At 70.5% G+C, this 24083-nt stretch carries 19 protein-coding genes and 3 tRNA genes; 6 read left to right on the top strand and 16 right to left on the bottom strand.

Annotation, left to right across the window (positions count from 1 at the left end; genetic code table 11):
• Positions 1 to 99: 99 nt before the first annotated feature.
• The 6 genes from ABZW18_RS16170 to ABZW18_RS16145 all read right to left on the bottom strand — a co-directional run bounded on the left by ABZW18_RS16170 (position 100) and on the right by ABZW18_RS16145 (position 5687).
• Positions 100 to 1560, bottom strand: a complete 1461-nt coding sequence (locus ABZW18_RS16170) for a bifunctional glycosyltransferase family 2/GtrA family protein (protein ID WP_356187688.1) — start codon at positions 1558 to 1560, stop codon at positions 100 to 102.
• Between the two features lie 26 nt (positions 1561 to 1586).
• Positions 1587 to 3263: an ATP-binding protein gene (locus ABZW18_RS16165; protein WP_356187753.1), complete on the bottom strand. Its 1677-nt coding sequence runs from the start codon at positions 3261 to 3263 to the stop codon at positions 1587 to 1589.
• Between the two features lie 44 nt (positions 3264 to 3307).
• A complete protein-coding gene (locus tag ABZW18_RS16160; protein ID WP_356187686.1) occupies positions 3308 to 4045 on the bottom strand; it encodes a response regulator transcription factor in 738 nt (245 codons plus the stop codon).
• Positions 4046 to 4233: 188 nt separating this feature from the next.
• Entirely contained in the window at positions 4234 to 5064 is an 831-nt protein-coding gene (locus ABZW18_RS16155; RefSeq protein WP_356187685.1) for a DUF2797 domain-containing protein, read from the bottom strand.
• 278 nt (positions 5065 to 5342) lie between these two features.
• Positions 5343 to 5415 (bottom strand) — tRNA-Arg (locus ABZW18_RS16150).
• A gap of 182 nt (positions 5416 to 5597) precedes the next feature.
• Positions 5598 to 5687, bottom strand: a tRNA-Ser gene (locus ABZW18_RS16145).
• A 330-nt stretch (positions 5688 to 6017) separates the two neighbouring features.
• On the opposite strand from ABZW18_RS16145, the gene ABZW18_RS16140 reads away from it, so the two are divergent.
• Both ABZW18_RS16140 and ABZW18_RS16135 read left to right on the top strand, forming a co-directional pair.
• Entirely contained in the window at positions 6018 to 6578 is a 561-nt protein-coding gene (locus ABZW18_RS16140; RefSeq protein ID WP_356187683.1) for an SSI family serine proteinase inhibitor, read from the top strand.
• Between the two features lie 236 nt (positions 6579 to 6814).
• Entirely contained in the window at positions 6815 to 11374 is a 4560-nt protein-coding gene (locus tag ABZW18_RS16135) for a PAS domain-containing protein (protein WP_356187681.1), read from the top strand.
• Positions 11375 to 11418: 44 nt separating this feature from the next.
• Here ABZW18_RS16135 and ABZW18_RS16130 read toward each other — a convergent pair whose 3' ends face one another.
• The 6 genes from ABZW18_RS16130 to ABZW18_RS16105 form a co-directional block, all read right to left on the bottom strand.
• The gene (locus ABZW18_RS16130) at positions 11419 to 13068 is read right to left on the bottom strand and encodes a long-chain fatty acid--CoA ligase (RefSeq protein ID WP_356187679.1); all 1650 of its coding nucleotides are present in this window, start codon (positions 13066 to 13068) and stop codon (positions 11419 to 11421) included.
• 273 nt (positions 13069 to 13341) lie between these two features.
• Positions 13342 to 13872, bottom strand: a complete 531-nt coding sequence (locus tag ABZW18_RS16125) for a SigE family RNA polymerase sigma factor (protein ID WP_356187677.1) — start codon at positions 13870 to 13872, stop codon at positions 13342 to 13344.
• 215 nt (positions 13873 to 14087) lie between these two features.
• The gene (locus ABZW18_RS16120; protein ID WP_356187675.1) at positions 14088 to 14948 is read right to left on the bottom strand and encodes a DUF1906 domain-containing protein; all 861 of its coding nucleotides are present in this window, start codon (positions 14946 to 14948) and stop codon (positions 14088 to 14090) included.
• Between the two features lie 63 nt (positions 14949 to 15011).
• Entirely contained in the window at positions 15012 to 16178 is a 1167-nt protein-coding gene (locus tag ABZW18_RS16115; RefSeq protein WP_356187673.1) for a lipid-transfer protein, read from the bottom strand.
• Positions 16159 to 16572 (bottom strand): MaoC family dehydratase, encoded by a 414-nt coding sequence (locus ABZW18_RS16110; RefSeq protein ID WP_356187751.1) that lies wholly within the window; start codon positions 16570 to 16572, stop codon positions 16159 to 16161. Before ABZW18_RS16110 ends, ABZW18_RS16115 begins: the two co-directional genes overlap by 20 nt.
• 100 nt (positions 16573 to 16672) lie before the next feature.
• A complete protein-coding gene (locus ABZW18_RS16105; protein ID WP_356187671.1) occupies positions 16673 to 17617 on the bottom strand; it encodes an OB-fold domain-containing protein in 945 nt (314 codons plus the stop codon).
• Positions 17618 to 17798: 181 nt separating this feature from the next.
• Between ABZW18_RS16105 and ABZW18_RS16100 the strand changes: the two genes are divergently transcribed.
• The 3 genes from ABZW18_RS16100 to ABZW18_RS16090 all read left to right on the top strand — a co-directional run bounded on the left by ABZW18_RS16100 (position 17799) and on the right by ABZW18_RS16090 (position 20232).
• Entirely contained in the window at positions 17799 to 18710 is a 912-nt protein-coding gene (locus tag ABZW18_RS16100) for a bifunctional DNA primase/polymerase (protein ID WP_356187669.1), read from the top strand.
• 21 nt (positions 18711 to 18731) lie between these two features.
• Positions 18732 to 19556: a MerR family transcriptional regulator gene (locus ABZW18_RS16095; RefSeq protein ID WP_356187667.1), complete on the top strand. Its 825-nt coding sequence runs from the start codon at positions 18732 to 18734 to the stop codon at positions 19554 to 19556.
• 334 nt (positions 19557 to 19890) lie between these two features.
• On the top strand, positions 19891 to 20232 hold the full coding sequence (locus tag ABZW18_RS16090; RefSeq protein ID WP_356187665.1) for a helix-turn-helix transcriptional regulator: 342 nt from the start codon (positions 19891 to 19893) through the stop codon (positions 20230 to 20232).
• Here ABZW18_RS16090 and ABZW18_RS16085 read toward each other — a convergent pair.
• From ABZW18_RS16085 to ABZW18_RS16070, 4 genes are all read right to left on the bottom strand, one after another.
• Positions 20229 to 21002: a hypothetical protein gene (locus tag ABZW18_RS16085; RefSeq protein WP_356187663.1), complete on the bottom strand. Its 774-nt coding sequence runs from the start codon at positions 21000 to 21002 to the stop codon at positions 20229 to 20231. The genes ABZW18_RS16090 and ABZW18_RS16085 overlap by 4 nt on opposite strands.
• 653 nt (positions 21003 to 21655) lie before the next feature.
• Positions 21656 to 21736, bottom strand: a tRNA-Ser gene (locus ABZW18_RS16080).
• Between the two features lie 885 nt (positions 21737 to 22621).
• On the bottom strand, positions 22622 to 22828 hold the full coding sequence (locus ABZW18_RS16075) for a winged helix DNA-binding protein (protein WP_356187661.1): 207 nt from the start codon (positions 22826 to 22828) through the stop codon (positions 22622 to 22624).
• Complete coding sequence (locus ABZW18_RS16070; protein ID WP_356187660.1) at positions 22825 to 23028, bottom strand: hypothetical protein; 204 nt, start codon at positions 23026 to 23028, stop codon at positions 22825 to 22827. Before ABZW18_RS16070 ends, ABZW18_RS16075 begins: the two co-directional genes overlap by 4 nt.
• Before the next feature lie 623 nt (positions 23029 to 23651).
• Between ABZW18_RS16070 and ABZW18_RS16065 the strand changes: the two genes are divergently transcribed.
• The gene (locus ABZW18_RS16065) at positions 23652 to 23867 is read left to right on the top strand and encodes a hypothetical protein (RefSeq protein ID WP_356187658.1); all 216 of its coding nucleotides are present in this window, start codon (positions 23652 to 23654) and stop codon (positions 23865 to 23867) included.
• Positions 23868 to 24083 lie beyond the last annotated feature (216 nt).

Below are 24083 nucleotides of genomic sequence, written 5' to 3'. Positions count from 1 at the left end.
TATCCGCTGGGGCGCCCGGCGCGGGCGTGCCGCTTCGTCCGTTGCCTGGGTGCGGGTGGGGCGGGTGGCGCGGGTGGTGCGGGTCCTGCTGGGGCGCGGTCATCGGTCGATCCTCGGGGTGTGGTCGCGGTCATGGCCGTGGTCATGGTCGTGAAGGTCTGCGAAGTGCAGGGCCGGGGGAGTCCGGGCGTCATCGACAACAGCTCGACCGGTACCGGAAGTCGACCCGGACTGTGCCGGAGCAGCGGTCATCGCGCGGACCCGCTCCGGCCTCGGCTCGGCCCGGCCGTCCGGGTCGGCACGCAGGGCCGGGAAGACCCAGGCCCGCAGCAACAGGAAGCGCAGCACTGTCGCGGCCAGATTCGCGGCGATCAGTACGGACAGTTCCGTGGCATGCGACGGGCTGCCGCCGCCGGCAAGATCGAGGGCTGCCAGGGAACCGCTGGTCAGGGCAAGACCGATGGCGAAGACCAGCATGCCCTGGGCCTGGTGCCGAACGACCCGCTCGGGGCCCCGTACGCCGAAGGTCAGCCTGCGGTTGGCCGCCGTGTTGGCGACGGCCGACAGCAACAGCGCGACCGCGTTGGCGATCTGCGGCCCGGCGCCCAGCCGCAGCAGTGAGTAGAGCGCGATATAGACCAGCGTGCTCAGGGCGCCGACCGTACAGAAGCCGACGAGCTGGCGGGCCAGCCCCTGGGGAACGTCGCCCAGTTCGCGGTCGCGCGGATCGTCCCCGAAGGGACGGCGCAGACGCGCCAGGGGGAGCGCGCCCGTACCGAGCGCACGCCCCACGCGCCAGACGCCTTTGAGGTCGTCGACGGCCGTCTCGACGATGTCGACCCGGCTGTCCGGGTCGTCCACCCAGTCGACCGGCACCTCGTGGATGCGCAGCCCCGCGCGCTCGGCGAGCACCAGCATCTCGGTGTCGAAGAACCACCCGGTGTCCTCGACCATCGGCAGCAGCAGCTCCGCGACGTCCTGCCGTATGGCCTTGAACCCGCACTGGGCGTCGCTGAAGCGCGTCGCCAGGCTCCTCCGCAGGATCAGGTTGTAGCTGCGCGAGATGAACTCCCGCTTCGGGCCGCGGACAACCCGCGAACTGCGCGCCAGCCGCGAGCCGATCGCGAGGTCGGAGTGGCCGGAGATCAGCGGGGCGACGAGCGGAAGCAGAGCGTTGAGGTCCGTGGACAGATCCACGTCCATATAGGCCAGGACCGGCGCCGGGGACATCGACCAGACCGTGCGCAGCGCCCGCCCGCGCCCCTTCTGCTCCAGCCGCACAGCGATGACTTCGTCGATGCGGTCGTCGAGCCGCGCCGCCACCTCGGGCGTACGGTCGGTGCTCGCGTTGTCGGCGATGGTGATGCGGAAGCCGTACGGGAAGGTGCGGGTCAGGTGGCTGTGGAGGCGGCGGACGCAGGGCTCGAGGTCGGCCTGCTCGTTGTGGACGGGGATGACGACATCGAGCACCGGCCCGTCGTGCGGGGCGCCCGGACGCTGAACGGCCGGCAGGTGCTTGCGGGCGGGCAGGGTGCCCAGTGGTGGCATCTCTGTTGGCATGCAGGTGACACTCGCCGGGCGCGCTGTCACGGCTGTGTGATCGGCCTGTGCCCCGCCTGTGAGTGCTGCACCTGCTCAGGCCTCGGCGAAAGTCCCTGAGGAAATCCCTGCGGAGGCCCCTGAGAACGTCCCTGTGGAAATCCCCGCGGAGGACCCTGCGGAGATGCGTGCGGAGATGCGTGCGGAGATCCTTGCGAAGGCCGTCGCGAAAGCTCCTGCGAAGGACCGTGCGGAGATCCCTGCGGCTGGGGCACGCGCGCGTGGGCAGCGGGAAGGTGCACCGCGAAGACCGTACGACCCGGCGCGCTCCGCACCGCAACGCGCCCGCCATGAGCGCTCACCACGGCCTGCACGATGGCCAGCCCCAGACCCGTACTTCCCGCCGCACGCGCGCGTGAGACGTCCCCGCGCGCGAAGCGTTCGAAGACGTGCGGCAGCAACCCGGCCGGGATGCCGGGCCCGTCGTCGTCGATCTCCAGCAGCATCCCGCCGCCGTCCGGACCGCGACCGGGCGGCCGTACGCGAGCGGTCACCGTCGTTCCGGCCGGAGTGTGCGTACGGGCGTTGGCCAGCAGGTTGACCAGCACCTGGTGGAGCCGCTCGGGATCACCGCGTACGAGCGCGGGTTCGTCCGGGAGTTCGAGCCTCCAGCGGTGATCCGGCCCCGCCGCTCGCGCGTCGCTGACGGCGTCCACCACCAGCGGGGACAGATCGGTCTCGGCCAGGCCGAGCGGCCGGCCGGCGTCGAGCCGGGCGAGCAGCAGCAGATCCTCGACCAGGGTGGTCATCCGGGCCGCCTCGGATTCGATGCGGCCGAGGGAGTACCGGGTGTCGGGTCCGGTCTCCTCACGTCCTCGCCGGGTCAGCTCGGCATAACCGCGGATCGAGGCCAGGGGCGTACGCAGCTCATGGCTGGCGTCCGCGACGAACTGCCGCACCTGTGTCTCGCTCACCTGCCGTGCGGCGAGCGCCGAACCGACGTGCCCCAGCATCCGGTTGAGCGCGGCTCCGACCTGTCCGACCTCCGTCCGTACGTCGGTGTCCTGCTCCGGAACCCGCTCGAGGAGCGCCACTTCCCCGCGGTCCAGGCGGAGTTCGGACACCCGGGTCGCGGTCGCCGCCACCCGGTGCAGCGGACGCAGCGCGATCCTGATCATCACCGTGCCCGCCAGTCCGGCCGCGGCCAGGGCCGCCGCGGCCACGCACACCTCGGCCACGATCAGGGTGTCGACCGTGTCCTGGACACCCCGCGCGGGCAGCCCGACGACGATGCTGCCGCCGGCCACCTCCCGGTCCGGCACGGCCTTCAGGCGGTAGCTGCCGGCCCCCGGGATGTCGACGGTGTGCGGCGTGCCGTCGGCGGTCGCCGACTCGATGGCCGCGGTCTGCTCGGCGGTCAGCCTCACCGCCTCGCCCTGTTCGGTGCTGCGCGCGGCCGAGGTGACCTCGCCGCCGGCCAGCCGCGCGCCGAGCGTGCCCGGCGGCTGTCCCGGCCCGGTGATGAAGCCGAGGTCGCCTTCCGGGGAAGGCGGATGAGGGCGCAGGGCGCGCTCGGCGACCCCCCGGAGGTCGCCGTCCAACTGCCCGTGGAGATAGGAGTGCAGAGTCATCGTGGTGACGCTCCCGATGACCGCGCAGACCACGGCGATGAGCGCGACGGACGAGACGACGAGCCGGGTGCGCAACGACCTGCGCCGCCGTATCCGGCCGCGGCGCCGTTGCGCGGGCGGCGGCGGGATGCGCACGCTCACTCTCCGGGCTTGATCAGATAGCCGGCCCCCCGCCGGGTGTGGATCATCGGTGGCCGGCCGGCGTCGATCTTCCGGCGCAGGTACGAGATGTAGAGCTCGACGACGTTGGCCTGTCCGCCGAAGTCGTAGGACCAGACCCGGTCGAGTATCTGCGCCTTGCTGAGCACGCGGCGCGGATTACGCATCAGATAACGCAGCAGCTCGAACTCGGTCGCGGTCAGATGGATCGACTCCCCGGACCGCTCCACCTCATGGCTGTCCTCGTCCAGCACGAGGTCGCCCACGACGAGCGACGACTCCGCTCGCGCCGCTGCCGCACCGGAACGCCGCAGCAGTCCGCGCAGCCGCGCCACGACCTCCTCCAGGCTGAACGGCTTGGTGACATAGTCGTCGCCGCCCGCCGTCAGCCCGGCGATCCGGTCCTCGACCGCGTCCTTGGCGGTCAGGAACAGCACCGGTATTTCGGGGATCTCGCGGCGCAGCCGCTCCAGTACGGCGAGGCCGTCCAGGTCCGGCAGCATGATGTCGAGCACGACCGCGTCCGGCCGGAACTCCCGCGCCGTGCGCAGCGCTCCGGCCCCGTCGCCTGCGCTGCGCACCTCCCACCCCTCGTAGCGCAGGGCCATGGAGAGGAGATCGGCGAGTGCGTTCTCGTCGTCCACGACGAGAACGCGGACCGGGCTGCCGTCCGGCCGGAACAGTTCGGAACGCCCGTTGGGCATCGTCGCGGTCATACTCCCCACCCTTGACGCCGCCTCTGAGAGTCACCTTTCCCCAGGCTGTGAATTCCCTGAGAATCGGCTTTTCGCGACCCCGAAGCGGGTGATCTCCAGGTCCGGCCAAGTCACCAGTGGGCCGTGCGCAGCGACCCGGACGGCAGATTATCCGCGACCGACGGCTGACAGCCGTCAGCCGTCAGCTGTCAGAAGAGGCTGTCCTGGACACCGTCGGTCTCGGCCCGGCCGACCGCGAGAGTCCGCTTCGGCGCGGTGGTCCCCGTCGCGCTGTCCGCGGTCCGCAGCCGCCACCCCGCCATCAGCCGGGCGTCGGCCACCAGCACCCCGCTCTCCGTGCCCAGATGGAGGTCGGGACCCGCCGCGCCGAGCAGCTCGCCCGCCAGCGTGACGCCGTCTTCGAGCCCGGTGATCTCGGAGATACCGTCGGCGCCCGCCCGCGCGGCCAGCCGGTCGAGCCCGAAGACGCCTGTGTGGTCGACCGGTTCGAACGGTGCGCGCTCCATCGAGCCGGGCCACCCGGGCAGCGCGGCTACGCGCGCGTGGAGCGAGGCCAGTTCGGCGAACCGCTCTCCCACCGGCGGCAGCACCGCCCGTACCGCCCGCTTCTCCCGGTACGGGATCCGGTCCTTCACGCCCAGCGCCGCCCCCAGCAACTCCTCGGTCCGCCGCGCCGCCATCAACGGCCCCGTCCCCAGCCGGCTGAAGGCCACCGCCCCTTGCTCCAGCAGCCGGGCCGAACCACGCGCGGCCGCGGTGATCCCCACCTTGAGCAGACCGGGCCCGAAGTAGGCGAGATAGACGGCGTAGGGCTGCGGGTCGTCGGCCCGGGTGTCGGCCGCGACCGACCGGGACCGGTCGAGCCGCGCACAGTCCGCGCACTGTGCGTTCGTGCTGCGTACGGGCACGGTGGCGGCGACGGGGCACAGGGTCCGATGCCCTCCGCGCCACACTCCGGTGCAACCGCGCGTGCCGTCGGCGACGCATGCCAGCGGGCTGCCGGGCGACAGCAGACTCATACGCTCCTCGGTTCCGGCCCCGGCCCGGACTCCCGCTCCCGCTCCCGCTCCCGCTCCCGCGCGATACCACCCGAGCCCGGGCCCTCCGGTCCCCCAGAGCAGCCCCGTGCACCGCCATTCGCCCACCGTCGCCGTCACATCCGTCCCCCTTTTCAGCCTCTTCAGGCTTTTCAGACCTTTCGTCCATTTCGACCAAGAGGAGCGGTTGCTGTCAACCGCCGCCTCCAGGCCAACGCAAAAGGCCCCTTCCATTTCTGGAAGGGGCCTCTGAGCTGCTGCGCGCTCGGCAGGATTCGAACCTGCAACCTCTTGATCCGTAGTCAAGTGCTCTATCCGTTAAGCTACGAGCGCTTGCGTTCCGGGCGATTTGTCGCCGGTCGGCGTTGCGGGAACAACATTACATGACCCGCTGCCTGAGACGAAATCCGTTACCCATCCACCCTCTGAGCTGCGAAAACGACCCTTGAAGCGGCCAAAGACGGCTGAAGCCCCGGCCGTCGGGGCCGGGGCTTCAAATGATCGAGAAGATCGAGCGGAGGCTCCGGGATTTGAACCCGGGATGGGGGGTTACCCCAAACCGCATTAGCAGTGCGGCGCCATAGACCAGACTAGGCGAAGCCTCCCCACACAACACTCTCGCGCGAACGCGATGTGGTGTGTGCAGATGATGGCACAGCCGCGCGGGCTGTCACCAATCGCAGCCTACGGTACCCGGGACGCTGCCAGTGGAGCAAAGCCCTTCCTGGTCGCGCCGGGGTCCCCTCCGTTTCAGGGCCGGAGACCGCCCGTTTCAGGGCCGGGGTCACGGACCGGGTCATCCCTGCCCCGGACGGCGGTCACCCGGAGGGCCGCGACAGGTTGCGCAACGCCTCGGCGGCCGGAGCGTTAGTTATGGCGGGCCGCATCAGCGGCCCCTGCCGCCTCTGTCCCGCCCCGCACCTCAGGAGTCCCCGATGCTGCTCCGACGTCTCGCCGTCACCGCGTTCTCCCTGGCCGCTGCCTTCGCCGCCCTCCCGGCCACCGGTGCCGGCGCCCTGCAGATGCCGCTCCCCATGCCCGCCCCGGCAGCGGACACCGAGCCGGTCCCGGACGACGTCATGCCCAGGGACACCCTCACCCCCAGGGACCTGATCACCCCGAGCGACGAGTTCCCGCCCCCGGCAGTCCTCGTACCCCCCGCCGGCGAGGACCGGCTCACCATCACCGTCACCGACAGCGGCAACCGCTCCTTCGACGGGTCGTACCGCCTCGACTGCCACCCCGCGGGCGGCACGCACGCACATGCCCGGTCCGCGTGCGACCGGCTCGACGAGTTGACCCGGTGGGGCGAGGACCCCTTCGCGCCCGTCGCCCCGCGCTCCAACTGCACGATGATCCATGGCGGTCCGGCCACGGCGCACGTCACCGGCAGCTGGGCGGGCCGGCCCGTGGACGCCCGTTTCGACCGCAAGAACGGCTGCGAGATCAACCGCTGGAACAACCTCCGGCCGGTGCTCCCGGACACCACTTCCTGACCGGTCCGGTCCCGTCCCCTGACCTGGAATGGGCCTGTTTCCCACCCCATCACAGGCTCGAACGCCTTATGTCGGGCGTGCGGCGAGTCGCACAAGGTCGTCGCCCGCCCTCCCCTCATCCGCCGTCGCGCCCGTAACCACTGCCCGTAGACTCCCTCTAGTGACACGCCCCGGAGCGCGCGGCAAGATGACCGGGGCTGTCGGCAAGGTGCAGTGATCAGGGAGGAATGGTCGTCGTGAGCAGCAGGCCATCCCGAGGCGCTGCTCGCCTCGCATCAATACTCGATGCCCTCCCCGACGCCCTGTTGCTGGTGAACTGCAATGGCACGGTCGTCAACGCCAACACCATCGCACTCGAGACCTTCGAAGCCCCCGGGACCGCACTCGTCGGCCGGGGTCTCCTCGACCTGCTGCCCTCCTTCGACTCCCGGCGCATCCCCGGCTCGATGCGACGGCCCGACGGCGACGGGGAGGACGGCCGGACGAAGCCGACCCGGATGGTTGCGCGGCGTACCGACGGGACGGAGTTCCCCGTCGAGGTGACCAGCGCCAACCTGGAGGACGGCCGCACCCCGTACGCCGACCCGTACGAGCACCACTACACCGGGGACGAGCTGCTCATGCTCGTCGTACGGGATCTCAGCGGCACCGTCGACACCGAGGCCGAGCTCGCCCGCCAGCAGCGCCAGACCGAGATGATCCTGCGGGCGGCCGCCGAGGGCGTCGTCGGCGTCGACACCGAGGGCAAGGTCGTCCTGGTCAACCCGTCCGCCGCGCAGATCCTCGGCTACCGGGCCAGCGACCTCGGCGGCCAGGAGCTGCACCCGCTGATCCACCACTCGAGGCCCGACGGCACCCCGCTGCCGTACGACGAGTCGCCGCTCGCCGACAGCCTCCGCTCCGGCCGCAAGCACCGGGTACGGGGACAGGCGCTGTGGGCGAAGGACGGTCGCGCGGTACCGGTCGACCTGACGACCGCGCCCGTACGGGACGGGGAGCAGCTGGTCGGAGCGGTGATGACCTTCACCGACCGGCGGAAGTACAACGCGCTGGCCGAGCGCCACGCCCAGTTGCTGGCCGTACTGGACGAGTCACTGCGCGGGCCGCTGGAGCAGCTGCGCTCGGAGCTGGGCACGCTCGCCGCCGATCCCGCCGGGCAGCTCTGGCCGGAGGCCAACCAGATCCTGCACTACCTCACCGCCGGCTACGCCCGGATGACCACGCTCGTCGACAACGTGCTGAGCTACCAGGCACTGGACATGGGCGACGAGCGACTGGACCGGAAGCCGGTCTCGCTCGACGCGGTCGTGGCGGACGGTGTGGAAGGTGCCATCGAGCTCATCGGTCCCGGGCGCGCGCAGTTCGCCGTGCACGCCCCGCCGATCGAGGCCGAGGTGGACCCGGCCCGGGTGGCGCAGGCCCTCGCGCATCTGATCGCGGACGTGGCGGGGGTCGATGCCACCGGTAACGCCCCGGCCGGGGGCGGATCGGGCGACTCGACGATCGTGGTGGCGGCGGCGCAGCGCGGTGAGGTCGTACGGATCGAGGTGCGCGGGCCGTACTCCGGGGGAGACCCGGTACACCAGCCGATCGTGCGCGGCATCGTCCAGCGGCACGGGGGCGTGCTGCAGACCCATGAGGTTCCGGGCACGAACGGCAGCGCGTACGTACTCGAGTTGCCGCTCGAGGCGGGGGCCGCGCCGGTGACCGAGCGGCAGCCCACCGACCGGGAGCGCGAGAACGCGACCACGGTGATGCCGGTGCCGAAGGAACGGGCGCGCGGGACGGCCGATGCGCCGGGCGCGAGCGACGCTTCGCACGCCGGGCGGGCGCACGGAGACTCCGGCACCGGAGCGGGTGCCGAGGCCGGAGCGGCCGGCGTTTCCGCGCAGGCAAGCGATTCACAGACCCCGACCGGCCGGCGCCGCGCGCGCCGGGGCCCGGAATTGGGGCAGGGGCAGTGGGCGGACCCTGAGTCGAACGGCTCGGGCATACAGGGCGGTACCGCGGCGGACGCTCCGGAGACGGGCAACGGAAGCTCGGCCGCGGACCAGGACGGCTCGTACGGTGCCGACGCTTCGGCCGGCCGGACCGCCGGGCGCCGTTCCGCGATTGTCGATCCGCGACGGCGTTCCGGGCAGGGCCGCGCGGTGCCCGAGCTGCCGTCGGCCGCCGCGCAGGACGCTTCACAGGGCGGTCAGCAGGGCACGAGCAGCTCCGCGGAAACGGGAGCGGCTCCGGAAGCAGCCGGCTCCCGGCCGACCGGGCGGCGCCGCGGGCGCCCCAGTCCTGCCGAGGAGCCCGTGCCGTCCGGCGGCATGACAGAGGGGTTGATGGCGGGCCAGGTGCCGGAGGACGCCGACCACGGCTCGGGGCCGAAGCCGTCGCGGCGCGCCCGCCATGGCGGAGGCTCGGCGGAGTCCTACGGTTCGCTGGCGACGGCCGGGGACGCGTGGGCGGCGAACGAGGACGACGACGCGTTCGAACCCCAGGACACGGCGTACGCCCCTGGAGCGAACGGCGCGGGCCCGACCGTGCCGCCGCAGGGGACCGGCGCCGAACCGACCGGGCGCCGGGCCCGCCGCGTCCCAGGCCCGACGGACAGCACCGGCGGCGGACCGGCAGGCCGCGGACTTCCCGCGTTGCCCGCGGCACGGGCGGACGCCGGGCAGCAGGCCGGCTGGCCCACCCCGGACGAGCGGGGACAGCAGGGCCTCAGCCCTGTCCCGGCACAGCTGCGGCCGGCCGGGCAGCCGGGCATGCCTGCCGCGGCCACCCACGGTGCGGACAACACGTTCGGCTCCCAGGACACGGCGTACGCCCCCGGAGTGAACGGCGCTGCCGTGCCCCCGCAGGGGACAGGTGCCGACCCGACCGGCCGCCGTGTCCGCCGCCCCGCAGCTCCTACGGACAACACCGGCTCCGGAGCCATGCCCGCGCTGCCCCCAGGGAGCGGACCGGTACCGGCCGCCGCGCCCGCCGAGGGCAGGCAGACGCAGCAACCGCAGCCGTACGGTTCCGAGGGCGGCTCCGCCCTGCCGCACCAGGCACAGCCGGAGCAGCAGCCCCAAGCCCAACCAACGGGAGCCCAGCAGCAGAGCCGCAGGGTGCGCCGGCCGCTCGCCGATGCCACCGAGCGGTCGGTTCCCGGTCAGGACCGGCCTGCCGGCGCCGAACCGGGCGCGGCGCGGCAAGCCTTCGCGCTTCCGCCCGCCGCAGCCGACCGGGCCCAGCCCGCGCCCCACACCCCGGACCAGCCGGGCGACTGGCCGGCCGACGAGCACGGCCGCGACCTCACAGCCGCCGGTCCCGACGCCGACCACACCCCGCCGCAGGCGCACCCGCTGCCGACCGGTCGCCGTCGAGCCCGTCCTGATCCGGCCGAGGAGCAGCAGGCGCAAGCACCCGGCGGCGGCGCGCAGGCGGCCCCACCGCAGGGAGCCCCGGCACCGGGGGCTACCGCACCGGGGGCCGGAGAGAACGCGGCCGGGAACGTACAGGAGCCGGTGCAACCGCAGGCCGCACCGGCCGAAGGCATGCCGGGGCAGCAGCCGCAGCCCTACGACAGTCCTGCCGGGCCGCCCCCCGCACAGCCCCAGCCCGAGCACGAGCCACAGCCCGAACCACAGCCCCAAGCCCAACCAACGGGAGCCCAGCCGCAACCGCAACCACAGGCCGACGACCCGGCAGCTGCCCAGTCGCGCGCGATCAGCGTGCGGACGCTCGGCCAAGGCGTGCCCTTCGCACAGCAGATCGCCGATCAGCAGCGACCCCAGCAGACGCAGGGCGGATCGCCCGCGCAGCCGTCCACCGGGTCCGGCAGACGGCGCAGGCTCGCCGCCCCGCCGCAGGACGGGGGTCGCACTCCGGCCGACGCGCTCGAGCCCACCGGGCGCCCCCGGGACGCACAGCAGCAGCCACAGCCCCAGCGGTTGCTGGACAGCACCGAGGGCCGGGCCTACGCCATAGGCGCGCCCGACGAGGGAGCCGAGGGCCCCGAGCCGCTGGACGGTCCGAACGGTGCCATCGATGTCACCGACTCGCAGAGCGCACCGCCCCGGGACGACGAACTGCCGCCCGAGCCGCTCGACAACCCGCGCCGGCTGCTCGTCTGGCCCGCGCCGGACGTCTCCACCCAGCAGGCGCTGAGCGACCGCGGCTACCGCCCGGTGATCGTGCACTCCAGGGAAGAAGTGGACGCGCAGATCGCGGCCTTCCCGGCGGCGCTCTTCGTCGACCCGCTGACCGGGCCGATCACCCGGACCGCGCTGCAGTCGCTGCGTACGGCGGCGGTGGCGGCCGAGGTGCCGGTTCTGGTGACAGCGGGCCTCGGGCAGGCGACCCGGGAGGCTGCGTACGGCGCCGACCCGGCCGTACTGCTCAAGGCCCTCGCCCCGCGCGACAGCGAGCAGCACCCGTCGCGCGTCCTGCTGATCGAGGCGCACGACGCCATCGCCGGCGCACTCTCGGCGACGCTGGAGCGGCGCGGGATGCAGGTCGCACGCGCGGCCGCCGACGCGGACGCGGTGACCCTGGCCACCCAGATGCGGCCGAATCTGGTGGTGATGGACCTGATGCAGGTACGTCGCCGCCGTGCCGGGATCGTCGACTGGCTGCGGGCGAACGGCCTGCTCAACCGCACGCCGCTCGTCGTCTACACCTCCGCCGACATGGACCCCGCGGAGCTCCCCCGGCTCACCTCCGGCGAGACGGTGCTGTTCCTCGCGGAGCGCTCGACGAGCGCCGAGGTGCAGAGCCGGATCGTGGACCTGCTGGCGAAGATCGGCGCGAACTGAAGGCCCCCGGCCGGGGCGGTGCTCACCGCCCCGGCCGGGTCGCCTCACAGCTCGGTGATGTCCAGCTCCCCGTCCGCGTACTGACGGCGCAGCACCTTCTTGTCGAACTTGCCGACGCTGGTCTTCGGCACGGCCGGGATGACCGCCCAGCGCTCGGGCACCTGCCAGCGGGCGATCCGGCCGGCGAGGTAGGCCTTGAGCGACTCGTAGTCGGCGGTCGCGCCTTCCTTCAGTACGACGGTGGCGAGCGGCCGTTCGCCCCACTTGTCATCGGGTACGGCGACCACCGCCGCCTCGGCGACCTCCGGGTGGCTCATCAGCTCGTTCTCCAACAGAACCGAGGAGATCCACTCGCCGCCGGACTTGATGACGTCCTTCGCCCGGTCGGTGAGGGTGAGGTAGCCGTCCGGGGTGATCGTGCCCACGTCGCCGGTGCGCAGCCAGCCGTCCTCACTGAACTTGTCCTCGGGACGGATCGGCTCATCGGCTACCCCGCCGTAGTACGCCCCCGCGATCCACGGGCCGCGCACCTCCAGCTCCCCGGCCGACTCACCGTCCCAGGGCAGGAATTCGCCGCCGGGTCCCGCCAGCCGGGCCTCGACGGAAGCGGGGAAGCGGCCCTGGCTGCAGCGGTACGTCCACGCCTCCTCCTCGGTGACCCCGGCCGGCGGATGGGAGACGGTGCCAAGCGGCGAGGTCTCCGTCATGCCCCAGGCGTGCAGGACCCGGATGCCGTGCCGCTCCTCGAACGCCTTCATCAGGGTCGGCGGGCAGGCCGATCCGCCGATGACCACAGTGCGCAGACACTGCACATCGCGCTGCTTGGAGTCGAGTTCGGCGAGCAGACCGCTCCAGATGGTGGGCACAGCGGCGGCGATGGTGGGCCGTACCGTCTCGATCATCTCGGCGAGCGGCTCGGGCTGCAGGAAGCGGTCGGGCATCAGCAGGGAGGTGCCGGCCATGAAGGCGGCGTGCGGCAGGCCCCAGGCGTTGACGTGGAACATCGGTACGACGGGGAGGGTGATGTCGCCCGATGTGATCGCGAAGGACTCGGCGCTGTTGACCTGCATCGAGTGCAGATAGATCGAACGGTGGCTGTAGACGACGCCCTTGGGGTCACCGGTGGTGCCGGAGGTGTAACAGAGGGCGGCGGCCCGGCGTTCATCCAGCTCCGGCCAGTCGAAGTCCGCGGGACGCCCTGCGATCAGCTCCTCGTAGTCATGGACGCGCACGCCGCTGCCGTCCAGGACGGAGCGGTCACCGGAGCCGGAGACGACCACGTGCTCAACCGGCTCCAGCTGAGGCAGGAGCGGGGCGAGCAGCGGCAGCAGGCTGCCGTCGACGATGATCACGCGGTCGGCGGCGTGGTTGACGATCCAAGCGAGCTGGTCCGTGGGGAGCCGGAGGTTCAGGGTGTGCAGAACGGCGCCCATGGAAGGGATGGCGAGGTAGGCCTCGAGGTGGACTGCGTTGTTCCACATGAGCGTGGCGACCCGGTCGTCACCGGCCACGCCCAGCTCGTCGCGGAGCGCGTGCGCCAGCTGCGCGGCGCGGGCACCCGTCTCGCCGAAACTGCGGCGCTCAGGTGCGCCATCCCCGGTCCAGGTCGTGACATACGACCCGGAGTGGACAGTCGATCCGTGTCGCAGGATACGGCTCACTGTCAGCGGTACGTCCTGCATCGTGCTCAGCACCGGGGCCTCCCGAAGGCGGTTGTGCGAGGGAACGGTGTTTCCCGGGGACACCCCCCGGACCCTCACTGCCCGCGATTCTGCGGCCATACCACTGGGTATGTCACTACCCGGCGGCGAAGCTTCCACCGCCTGTATCAGCCCGTGCCGACGAAGTCCAGGTGCCGCCGACCGTGAAATTCGGAAATGCCTCCGCCATGCGACAGCGGGGCTCGGGAAGCGCCGGGGACGGACGGGCCCCCTCCCTTCCGGGCCCTCGTCCGGAGAATTTCCGTCTCAGGCGGCGCGGCTCAGTTCGGGGTCTTCCCGCAGCTTGGACAGGGCACGGGAGACCGCGCTCTTGACCGTGCCGACCGAGACGCCGAGCAGCTCGGCGGTCTGCACCTCGCTCAGGTCCTCGTAGTACCGGAGGACGACCATCGCCCGCTGCCGGTCGGGAAGGCGGACGACCGCCCGCCACATCGCGTCGCGCAGCACCTGCTGCTCGGCCGGGTCCGGCGCGGGGGTGGTCTCACGCTCGGGGAGCTCATCACAGGCGAACTCGTCGACCTTGCGCTTGCGCCACTGCGACGTCCGGGTGTTCACCAGCGCCCGCCGTACGTAACCGTCGAGCGCCCGGTGGTCCTCGATCCGCTCCCAGGCCAGATACGTCTTCGTCAGCGCGGTCTGCAACAGGTCCTCGGCATCGCACGGGTTCGCGGTCAGCGAGCGGGCGGTGCGCAGCAGCACCGGCCCCCGTGCTCGTACGTACGACGAGAACGACGGAAACACTGCAGCGGATGCGCTGGTGCAGACAGGCGTGGTCATGCGCATAACGCTAGGAGCGCAAGGGGTCTACGCGGATCGGCCGGAGGTGCCGAAGAGGGGTCCGCCTCAGGTTGTAGTGGCGGTGCCGGCCCCACCTCCCACAGGTGGAGGGGGTGTCGGTCTTGGGTCAGGGTCCGCGACGCGGGTTCGGCTCCGGCATCGCGTGCCGCCGGTGCCCCTGCTGTTCGCGTGCGGGTACGTGTGCCGCTCCGGCGTCATTCGACGACCGCGACGGGGGCGTCCACCAGGTTGCGGTCGATCTTCATGGTCACGCCGCCGTACTCCTCGGTGACATTTCCCTTGTACTGGTGAATGCGACGGTGCGGGGACCACGCTTCCTGGTCCAGCACCGGCTCCCCGTACAACGACGGTGACACGTCCCAGCGGGCGAACCAGACCACGTCCGGAAGGTCCGACACCCCGAGCTGCCGTGCCGTCGCGAGGTGCTGCACGCCCGAGGTGGAGCTGGAGTAGAAGCCGGCCAAGTAGCCCTGGCTGCGGACCTCGTCGCTCCAGGCGCGGATGAACTCGAGGGTGGTCTCGGCGCATTCGGTGTCGTACTGGTCATAGGCCTCCATGTCCAGATAGAGCGCGCTGCCCTCCGCCATACCGTGCTCGGCCGCGCGCTCCACGGCATCCATGCCCTCCTCGACGCCCAGGCTCACGGGGTCTCCGCTGATGGTCACCTGCTTCTTGTTCTCGCTGTGGACGCAGGGCGACTGCGATCCGACGTAGATCGGCAGGACGCTCCAGCCCGAGTCGTACACGCTCCGCACCCAGTTCCGGTCCAGGTTGGGCTGCTGCTTGCAGGCTCGGCCACGACCGCCGAAGTAGACGCCGACGGCCCGGTAGTGGGACTTCCGCCAGGCGTTCATGGAACCGAGCGGAGGCGCCTCACAGGTGTCGAAGGCCAGACCGGTGAAGACCTCGGCCCCCTGCGTCAGCGGGTCGACGTCGGAGCCGTCCTTGGGGTTCACGGCGAACGCGCTGGGTCCGGTGAACAGTCCTCCGACGATCGCGGCCGTCGCCGCCAGCAGCGCGATCACATATTGAATGATCTTCTTTCGTCGTTCCATAGGGCGAGTGAACGGCGCGCGCAACTTGAAGCAACGCCTGACACGCCACCCGGGGGGCCAAGGTCAGCCGTCTGTACCAAGGATCAGCCCGGATGTCGGAACGCCGGTTCCGGCCGTCACCAGGGCACGCGAGGCTCCGGACATCTGGTTCACCGAGCTGCCGCGCAGTTGCCGAACGGCCTCGGCTATGCCGTTCATCCCGTGCAGATACGCCTCACCGAGCTGGCCGCCATGGGTATTCAGCGGCAGTGCGTCCGCGGCGACGAAGTCGGCGCCCTCCCCCGGCCCGCAGAAGCCGAACTCCTCCAACTGCATCAGCACGAACGGAGTGAAGTGGTCGTAGAGAATCCCCACGTCGATGTCGCCGGGCGCCAGCCCACTGGTGCGCCACAGCTGACGGGCCACCACGCCCATCTCCGGAAGTCCGGTCAGATCGTCACGGTAGAAGCTGGTCATCTGCTCCTGGGCGCGGCCCGCGCCCTGCGCCGCCGCGATGATCACCGCGGGCGGGTTCGGCAGATCGCGGGCACGCTCGGGCGAGGTCACCACGACCGCCTGGCCGCCGTCGGTCTCCTGGCAGCAGTCGAGAAGGCGCAGCGGCTCGACGATCCAGCGCGATGCGGCGTGATCGGCGAGCGTGATCGGCTTCCGGTGGAAGTACGCGGCGGGGTTACGGGCGGCGTATCGGCGGTCGGTGACGGCTACATGCCCGAACACCCCGGGGGAGAGCCCATAGGTGTGGAGGTAGCGCTGCGCGGCGATGGCGACCCAGGAAGCGGGGGTGAGCAGGCCGAAGGGGAGGGACCAGCCGAGGGACGCGCCCTCCGCCGAGGGCTCGCGGTGCTGCACCCCGGAGCCGAAGCGGCGGCCGGACCGTTCGTTGAAGGCGCGATAGCAGACGACGACTTCGGCGACGCCGGACGCGACGGCCAGGGCAGCCTGCTGAATGGTGGCGCAGGCGGCACCGCCGCCGTAGTGGACCCGGGAGAAGAAGGACAGCTCGCCGATGCCGGACGCCTGCGCGACGGTGATCTCCGGGCTGGTGTCCATGGTGAACGTGACCATGCCGTCGACGTCGGCAGGCGTCAGCCCGGCGTCATCGAGCGCTGCTCGAACGGCCTCGACCGCCAGCTTCAGCTCGCTGCGGCCGGAGTTCTTGGAGAACTCGGTGGCGCCGATGCCGACGATGGCCGCCCGGCCGCCCAGGATGTCACGGCTGCGGATGCTCATACGGCTCCCTCCCGGGGCCGAACGTGACCCTGACCGTGCCGGTGACATGGTGGCCGAGGTCATTGGAGCCCAGCACGTACACATCGGCCGTTCCGCCGTCGACGGCGGTGACTCTTCCGCTCAACACCATCGTGTCACCGGGATGGTTGGGGGCACCGAGCCGGATGGCGACCTTGCGGAGCTGTGCGTGCGGGCCCAGGCGTTCGGTGATGTAGCGGCCGACCAGACCATTGGTGGTCAGAATGTTCATGAAGATGTCCGGTGAGCCCTTCGCCCGTGCAGCCTCCGTGTCGTGGTGCACATCCTGGAAGTCGCGGGAGGCCACCGCTCCGGAGACGATGAGCGTCCGGGTGACCGGGATCGTGAGCGGCGCGAGTTCGTCGCCGACGCTGATTCCGGTGGGGAACCCCGCTGGGGCGCCGACGGGTGTTCCATCCATTCCGCTTCTCATACGGCCCCCTGGTGAGCGGCCGGGCCCGTGGATACGACGTCCATCAGCCTCTTCCTCCCTCGCCGTGGTCGGCCGACCGGAAGACGGGCAGCGTCAATTCCTCGTCCACGCCGAGAAATTCCAGTTCCACCGGCATCCCGATCCGTACCTTGTCGTGCGGCACCCCGGTGATGTTGCTGATCACCCGTACGCCCTCGGCCAGTTGGATCAGTCCGACCGCATAGGGCGCGGCCCGACCGGGGGAGGCGTCATCGGACGCGCTGAAAGCCGGGAACTGCGGGTGGTGCATGACGACATAGGAGTAGACGGTGCCCGCCCCGGAGGCCTCGACGGTCTCCCACTCCGCTGAGCCGCAGCTGTTGCAGCCGGGCAGCCAGGGGAACCGGAGGGTCGCGCAACCCCCGCATCGCTGGATGAGCAGCCAGTGGCGCGCTACTCCTTCCCAGAACCCGGCGTTGTCGCGGTTGATCACCGGACGGGGTCGCCGGTCCTTCGATGTCCGCCTCGCGGGGGCGTATTTGAGAATGCGGAAGCGATGGGTGCCCGCGAGTCCGCCCTCCGACCTGACGTCCATCCTGGTCGTGACGAAGTGTCCGGTCCCCAGCTTCGTCGCCTTCCGCGGCGATACCGACTCGACGACGGCATCGAACGTGACCCGCTCGCCCGGCCGGAGCGGCCGCAGATACTCCTGCTCGCAGTCCGTGGCGACGACCGAGGTGAACCCGGCCCCGTCGAGCAGGGCGAACAGCTCGTCGTACGCCGCCGAGCGGCCCGTGTGACCGGACAGCCCGCCCATGGTCCACACCTGGAGCATCGTCGGTGGCGCGACGGCGGGGTACCCGGTGCCGGTGTCTCCCATCGCCTCGCACCAATGCCTGATCATCGGCTCGTTGACCGGGTCCTTCCCCTCCCCGCCGGTCACGGCGGCCCGCCCCTCGTACGCCTTGATCCGCTCGTAGAAGTCCTGGTCGAAATCCTCGTCCGGCACCGCCGCCCCCTTCGCATACCGAGCCGCATCGTGGCGAGATTCCTGACTGTCCGTCAGATGTATCGCGGCTGTCAAGGCCGGGAACGGGCCCGCGCGCGACCTCGGGGCGGGGCCGGACACCGGGAGAGGGAGCCCGGTCGGCCCCCTTTCAGAATTCGAACATTTGCACGAAAATAGGTGTATGGCCTTCTCCGCCACTCCCCGGCCCCGTGTACGGGGGCACGCAGCCGACGCCCGCCGCCACGCCCTGGTCGCGGCGGCCCGCGGTCTGCCCGTCATCCCGCTGACCCGCGGCAAACTGCCCGCCGTCCGCTCTCCGCACCACGCGGACCTCGAGCCCGCGCGGTGCCAGGGGGAGTGCGGCCGGGCGGGACACGGCATCCACGACGCGACGACCGACCCCGCGCGGATCCTGGCGCTGTTCGACGCCGCGCCCTGGGCCACCGGCTACGGCATCGCCTGCGGACGCGCCCCGCACCACCTCGTCGGCCTGGACCTGGACGTGAAGAACGACACGGACAGCCTCGCCACCCTGGCACAGCTCGCCCGCGACCACGGCTTCGCCATCCCGCCCACGGTCACTGTCCTCACCCCCAGCGGCGGCCGGCACCTCTGGCTGACCTGCCCTCCCGGCAGCCCCGTACCGAACTCGGTCGGGCGCCTGTCCCCCGGCATCGACGTACGCGGCGCCGGCGGATACCTCGTCGGCCCGGGCTCGTACAGCAGTCGCGGCGTCTACCGCCTCGCCCCGGGCCCCGCCGAACCCGCCGCCGCCCCGCCCGCGCTGCTCCGCCTGCTCACACCGCCCGCACGCACCCACCACACTCCGGAAGCGCGCGCCGGCCATGACGCGCCGCTGCGCCAGGCGGCCGCACTGCTGCGTTTCGTCAGCCAGTCACGGTCCGGACAGCGGAACGTCCGGCTGTTCTGGGCGGCCTGCCGGGCGTACGAGACCGGGTACGGCCCGGAGCTGGCTGCGGCGCTGACCGAGGCGGCCGTCCACACCGGCCTCACGGAACGCGAGTCCGGTGCCACCATCGCCTCGGCGGCCCGCCACATCCTGTCGAGACCCCTTGACCATGACACCGTGTGAGGCCCTGCACTGGGAGACGTCATGTTCAACATCGGAGACTTCGCCAAACACGGCCGCGTATCGGTCCGCATGCTGCGTCACTACGACGCGATCGGACTGCTGCGTCCTGCCCACGTCGACCCGGTGAGCAGTTACCGCTTCTACGAAGCCGGCCAGCTCGCCCGGCTCAACCGCATCATCGCCCTGAAGGACCTCGGCTTCACCCTTCAGCAGGTGCAGACGATCCTGGACGAGCAGGTGAGCGCCGAGCAGCTGCGCGGGATGCTCAGGCTGAGGCAGGCCGAGCTCGAGGCGACCATCGCCGCTGACGCGACACGGCTGGCCCGGGTCGAGACGAGGCTCCGGACGATCGAGAGTGAGGGACGCATGTCTGCCGACGACGTCGTGATCAAGCCCATCCCGGCAGTCCGGGTGGCCGAGCTGACCGGCACCGCCGCGAGCTTCGGCCCCGAGGACATCGGGCCGGTCATCCAGCCGCTCTACGAGCAACTGTGCCGCCGGCTGACCGACGCGGGCGTGGCCCCGGCGGGACCGAACATCGCCTACTACGAGGACTCCCCGGACGGTGACGACACGATCATCGTCCACGCCGGCGTAACGGTCTCGGCGGAGCCCCAGGACGGCTACGACTTCGCGATCGTGGACCTGCCCAGGATCGAGGCTGCCGCCACCATCGTGTACCGCGGCTCCATGGCCGGAGTCATGCCCACCGTCCAGAGCCTGGCCCGCTGGATCGACGCCAACGGGTACCGCTCTTCCGGTGACAACCGGGAGCTCTACCTCGAGTGCACGGGGAGCCCCGAGCAGTGGGTGACCGAGCTCCAGGAGCCGGTCGCCCCGGCCTGAACCCGGCAGTGGCCGCGATGACCGCACAGGCCACACAGGTCCGGTCTCCGGGGAGCATGGGATCGAATGAGGTCCGTGATCATGCTGCCCGGAGGCCGCCGCCCGCGCGGGGTACCGGCCCGGCCCGCCAGTGAGCGCAACACAGCGGGTGAATCCACCGAGGTGGCCGGAACTCGCCGTTCCCTTGGATTCCGCAGGTCACGGGCCCAGCTCAAGGGCTGAACCACCCAGTCCTGACGGTGTTTTACCTGAAACCCTGTTTTTAGCTAGGGCTAAAGGTGGCATGCTGTCCGGGAGACAACTCTACGTGTCTCACAGCTACTTGGGGGTTCGCATGACCTGGTTCGCAAGTGACGAGAGCTCCGCCGAGACAGCAGGCGCCCGGCTGGCCCGACACGCGGCCACCTCGCTGGCCGGTCTGCTGGCGGAGCGGGGAATCTCCCGCAGCGATCTGGCCAAGCAGATGGGTGTCAGTCCAGGCCGCGTCAGCCAGATCCTCTCCGGCGACGCGAATCTGACGATGCGTTCCCTGGCGTCGGCCGCCGCTGCCCTGGGCGCAAGCGTGGAGATCAAGTTCTTTGATCCTTCGCAGCCCCTGCCTTCCCAAGCCGCAGGGTACGAGGACAACGGTGACGCTTCCCCGCTTCACTGCGGCTTCGCACCTTCACACCGCTAACGGGCCTGGCTGCTGCTCTCACGTCTGCCCCACCATCGGGCGCGCTGCGATGTGCGCTGCCGGCCAGGCACGTTGCGGCCGGCCGTATAGCTGTCCCGATCCTTCAGCTTCCGCAGACTGCGGTCGTCGGTGCGCCTGCCGTGCTCATGCGCCAGCCGCAGGAGCAGTTTGCAGCGCTCCTCCGCCTCGCCGAAGGCCCTCCTGCTCAGCCGGGTCTCCGCCAGAGTGCGGGGGCGGGGGCCCAGCAGACCGGTGACGTTCTCCCGGCAGGCTTCATCCAGGCCCGTCTCCACATCCGTGAGGTGGGCGAAGGCTGCGGTGACCTCTTCATAGCGTTCATCCACGGCCTTCAGCTTGCGCTTGTCGTCGCGGGCGCGAGCGGTGAGGTGGCGTTGGACGCTGTCGGCGAAGATCTGCATCTGCCAGTGGTTTTTGAAGCCCTGCATCATGTCGTCGCACCAGTCGGCGCGGTCGGCGTCCAGGCGCTCTTCCAGACGGGCCAGGAGACGGGTCACGCCCAGGCTCAGAAAGGCGGTGAGAGGCGTCACCGTCTCCTGCTGCCGACGACCGCGCCGGGAGACACCGGCTCCCACGAGCGCCACCGCCGCCGGTGGGACGTGGGACGCGTTGGGCAGCAGAAACGCCGTGGTCACCACGGCCACCAGGGCCATGATCAGAGCCACCGTGACCGCTAACGCCCCGGATCGCCAGCTGCCCAACAGGCGCCCCCTGCCGTCGAAGCGGTCGACCAGGCAGACCCAGGCGATCAACGCGCATAAGCCGCCGGGTAAGACGCCTTGAGTGAACCAACCGGAGTGAAGCCAATCCATTCGTGGACCCCAAGCTCGACGCAGACGACGAGACCCCGTCACAAGACCACAGGGGGAGGGTTGATCCACGGGCGTTCCTGGCTCAGGGCATGCCCACACGGACCCTACGAGCAGATCACGTAGAGCCTCATCGCGATTACACGATGATGCTCTCATTCGATCGGCCACGACAGGGCGGATTCCGACAGCACGCGGCACCCCCGTCCGGCCCCGCGCCGCGTCTCCGCATCAACTGGTCAGCGCCGCAACGGAGGCAGGAAAGCCCGAGACGGGAACCAGTAGGGAGGGAGGCCCGGGACAGCCGACCGGCAGATCGCGCCACCGACCTCACGACCTCACACCCCGACGCCCTCCGCGATCAGCCGGGCAGCCTCTCGCGGCGCGCGGTGCGTCGTGCCGATGACCTCACCTTCGCGGCGATGACCCTCATAGGCGTCGCACCCGGTCGGACCGCGACCCTCTCGTGCCCGATCGGCCGCGGAGCCACGGGGTCCGCCGGACGATCCCGCACGCGGGCACGGCAACGGCCCCCGACCAATCTCCCTGGTCAGGGGCCGTTTCACTGAGCTGAGCTGAGCTGAGCTGAGCTGCGGAGGGTGTGGGATTTGAACCCACGGTGACATCGCTGCCACGACGGTTTTCAAGAGCGTCGCGCAACCCGACGGTGCAGCGCTCTGACCTGCTGTGGAAGGCGAACGAGCCCCGGGAGCCGCTCTACTGGCCCACACATGGCCCACGGGCGTAGTACATCGAGTCTCACCACTCTCCTCCGTGTGAGCATGGAGGACGCCGTTGATAGCCGCCGGGTACATCAGCGCCGACGGACTTCCAGAACGCCTGCGCGCTGACAAAGTGCCCGCCGAGTGTGTGCCACACCACTTTGGGGTGGTCGGCGCGGAGTGCGGCCAAGCCTGCCTTGGCGAGTCCGCATCGCTGATAGTCCGGATCAGCGTGCGGTTCCTCAACCCATCCGATCCGGCAGCGTCGGCAGATCTTGTAGTCCACGGCGAATATGACCTCACCGTGCAGCTTCGCCGCACGCTGACGCCAACCCGTGCGCGTGGTGGAGATCGTGTCCTGCCACGGAGTGTCCAAGCTGGGGACGCTGGGCCAGCCTCGTTGCCGGCCGAGCCGCCCGCGGGTGACACGCCGCAGTACCCTGCGCACGGGTTCCAGCCCGTACGCCCGCCCTAACTCGTGAGTCTGCTCAGCAAGGCACAGCGCTGCTTGCCTGTCTTCATCAATCGCCATGCCGTTCATCGTGCCTGGGCTGTGCTTCAGACGGGCCAGTCCCGCCGATGCGCCCTGATGTCGTCGCCACGCAACAAGGCCGGTGAGCGCGCGTGAGGACTACGGCACCACCGAGAAGCCTTGGCCTACGCATTACGAGTTGTCGGATCTTGTTCCGGCGCCATCCAGGACCGTTCGCCGGACCCACGAAAGCCCAGGCCAACTGGCTCACTGGACACCTTCGGACGGATCTGGATCACTGCGGATGTCGGGCCAACCGAGACCGCAATTGAGCCCACACGGGCCGCCCTGCAGAACGGAGTCGAGGCTCAGGCGAGCCGGTATACCCGAGCGCCAGCGCCAGCACGGGCGATGACCCCAAGCGCTTCGAGGCGCTTCAGCTGGTAGTGCACCGCCGACTTGCTCGCGAGCCCCACCTTGGCCCCGATCTCTTCGAGGGTGGGGCACTCCCCCGTTTCGGCTGTCGCCTCTCTGATGCAGCGAAGGATCTGCGCCTGGCGCTCAGTGAGACTCACCGCCCGGTCCCATCCGGACGAGCACGCTGCCGTAGCTCGGCCCGCTCGGCAGGGCTCAGCGGATGCCGCGCCAGAGCCACGGAGAGGGCCAGCAATCGGCGGCGCAGTGCAGTGCGGCCCGGCTGCTGGGCAAGCTGCGCGTAGGTCGCGCTCCACTCCCGCTGCATGCGTATTAGGTCATCGGGAATCGAGGAGTCCATACACTCAACTAGATCACATGTTCGATTTTCGGAACAAGGCGGAGCCTCCACAGCACCGACGCTGCAGGCCGTCCCGTGGCAGCGGATCGAGCGAGGCCCTCACACAGGCCGACGAATGACCTCTTCGTCCCGAACTACCGGCGGGGCGGTCGCTGAGGTCTGTTGGGCTGGTCGGTCGGTTGCCTGGGGCTGGTAGCGGTCAGCTGCGGTCGCTGTGGTTGCTGTACTTCGCTGCTGTACCGCATCAGTCGGCGGCTTGGACCTGGCGCAGGGAGCACGGCTACCGCCCACCGGGGGCTGTGTACGGACAATGCTTCAACGGCTCCTCATGCCCAGCCTCACTGTGCGACAAGGTACGTCGCTTGACAGCTCCGAACTGCACAGGCGCTTGACCTGTCAACTACATGTCGCTGCCAGGCAGTTGCCATTCAGATAGGATGCCGCGCACCCATCTGTTGTCTACCTGTCCGGAGGCTTCATTGACGTCCTCGTTAGGTGCGTTTCTACCAGCGCATCGCTGGTTGCGGGCTCCATAGCCCGTTGCGCACGGCTGATTGGCACCACTCACCTAGGTGAGGTGTGCCCGCATTCAGCCAACGAGTGAACAAGTCAATGGAGGAACGGTGTCGACCAACTCGGCCCATCAGACGTGCAACCACCCGGCCCGGGACGTCACGATCGTCGCCCTCGGCTCGGCCGTTGTGGCTCTCGTCGCCGTCATCGCCGTGATGGCGCTGGACGGCGGCCCTCTGGCAGCCCTTGCCGGCAGTGGCAGCGCCTTTGCGGCTGCGTTCAGTGTGGGCATGGGAGTCTTGGCGCACATGAAGCGCACTGCTTAGATCGTCAGGTCGGGGTGGCCCTTCACCAGGGCTGCCCCGTCCTCATCCTGCTTGATCGATGCTTTGCTGCCTTCGCCGTATCCGAACCGGGCAACTGGATGTGCTGTCAGCAACCGCGAAGCTTGGGTGCTCTGGCCCTAGCTGCCTTTACTGACCTGCGGCTAAGGGGTGGCGGCGTCCCTGTTGGCTGCAGATTCGCTACCCGGTCTCCGGTGC

It is taken from the genome of Streptomyces sp. NPDC004647, from assembly GCF_040609575.1.
In the GTDB taxonomy this organism is placed as follows: Bacteria; Actinomycetota; Actinomycetes; order Streptomycetales; family Streptomycetaceae; genus Streptomyces.
The sequence above is the reverse complement of the archived record's forward strand: the minus strand, read 5'-3'. Positions and strand labels throughout refer to the sequence as shown.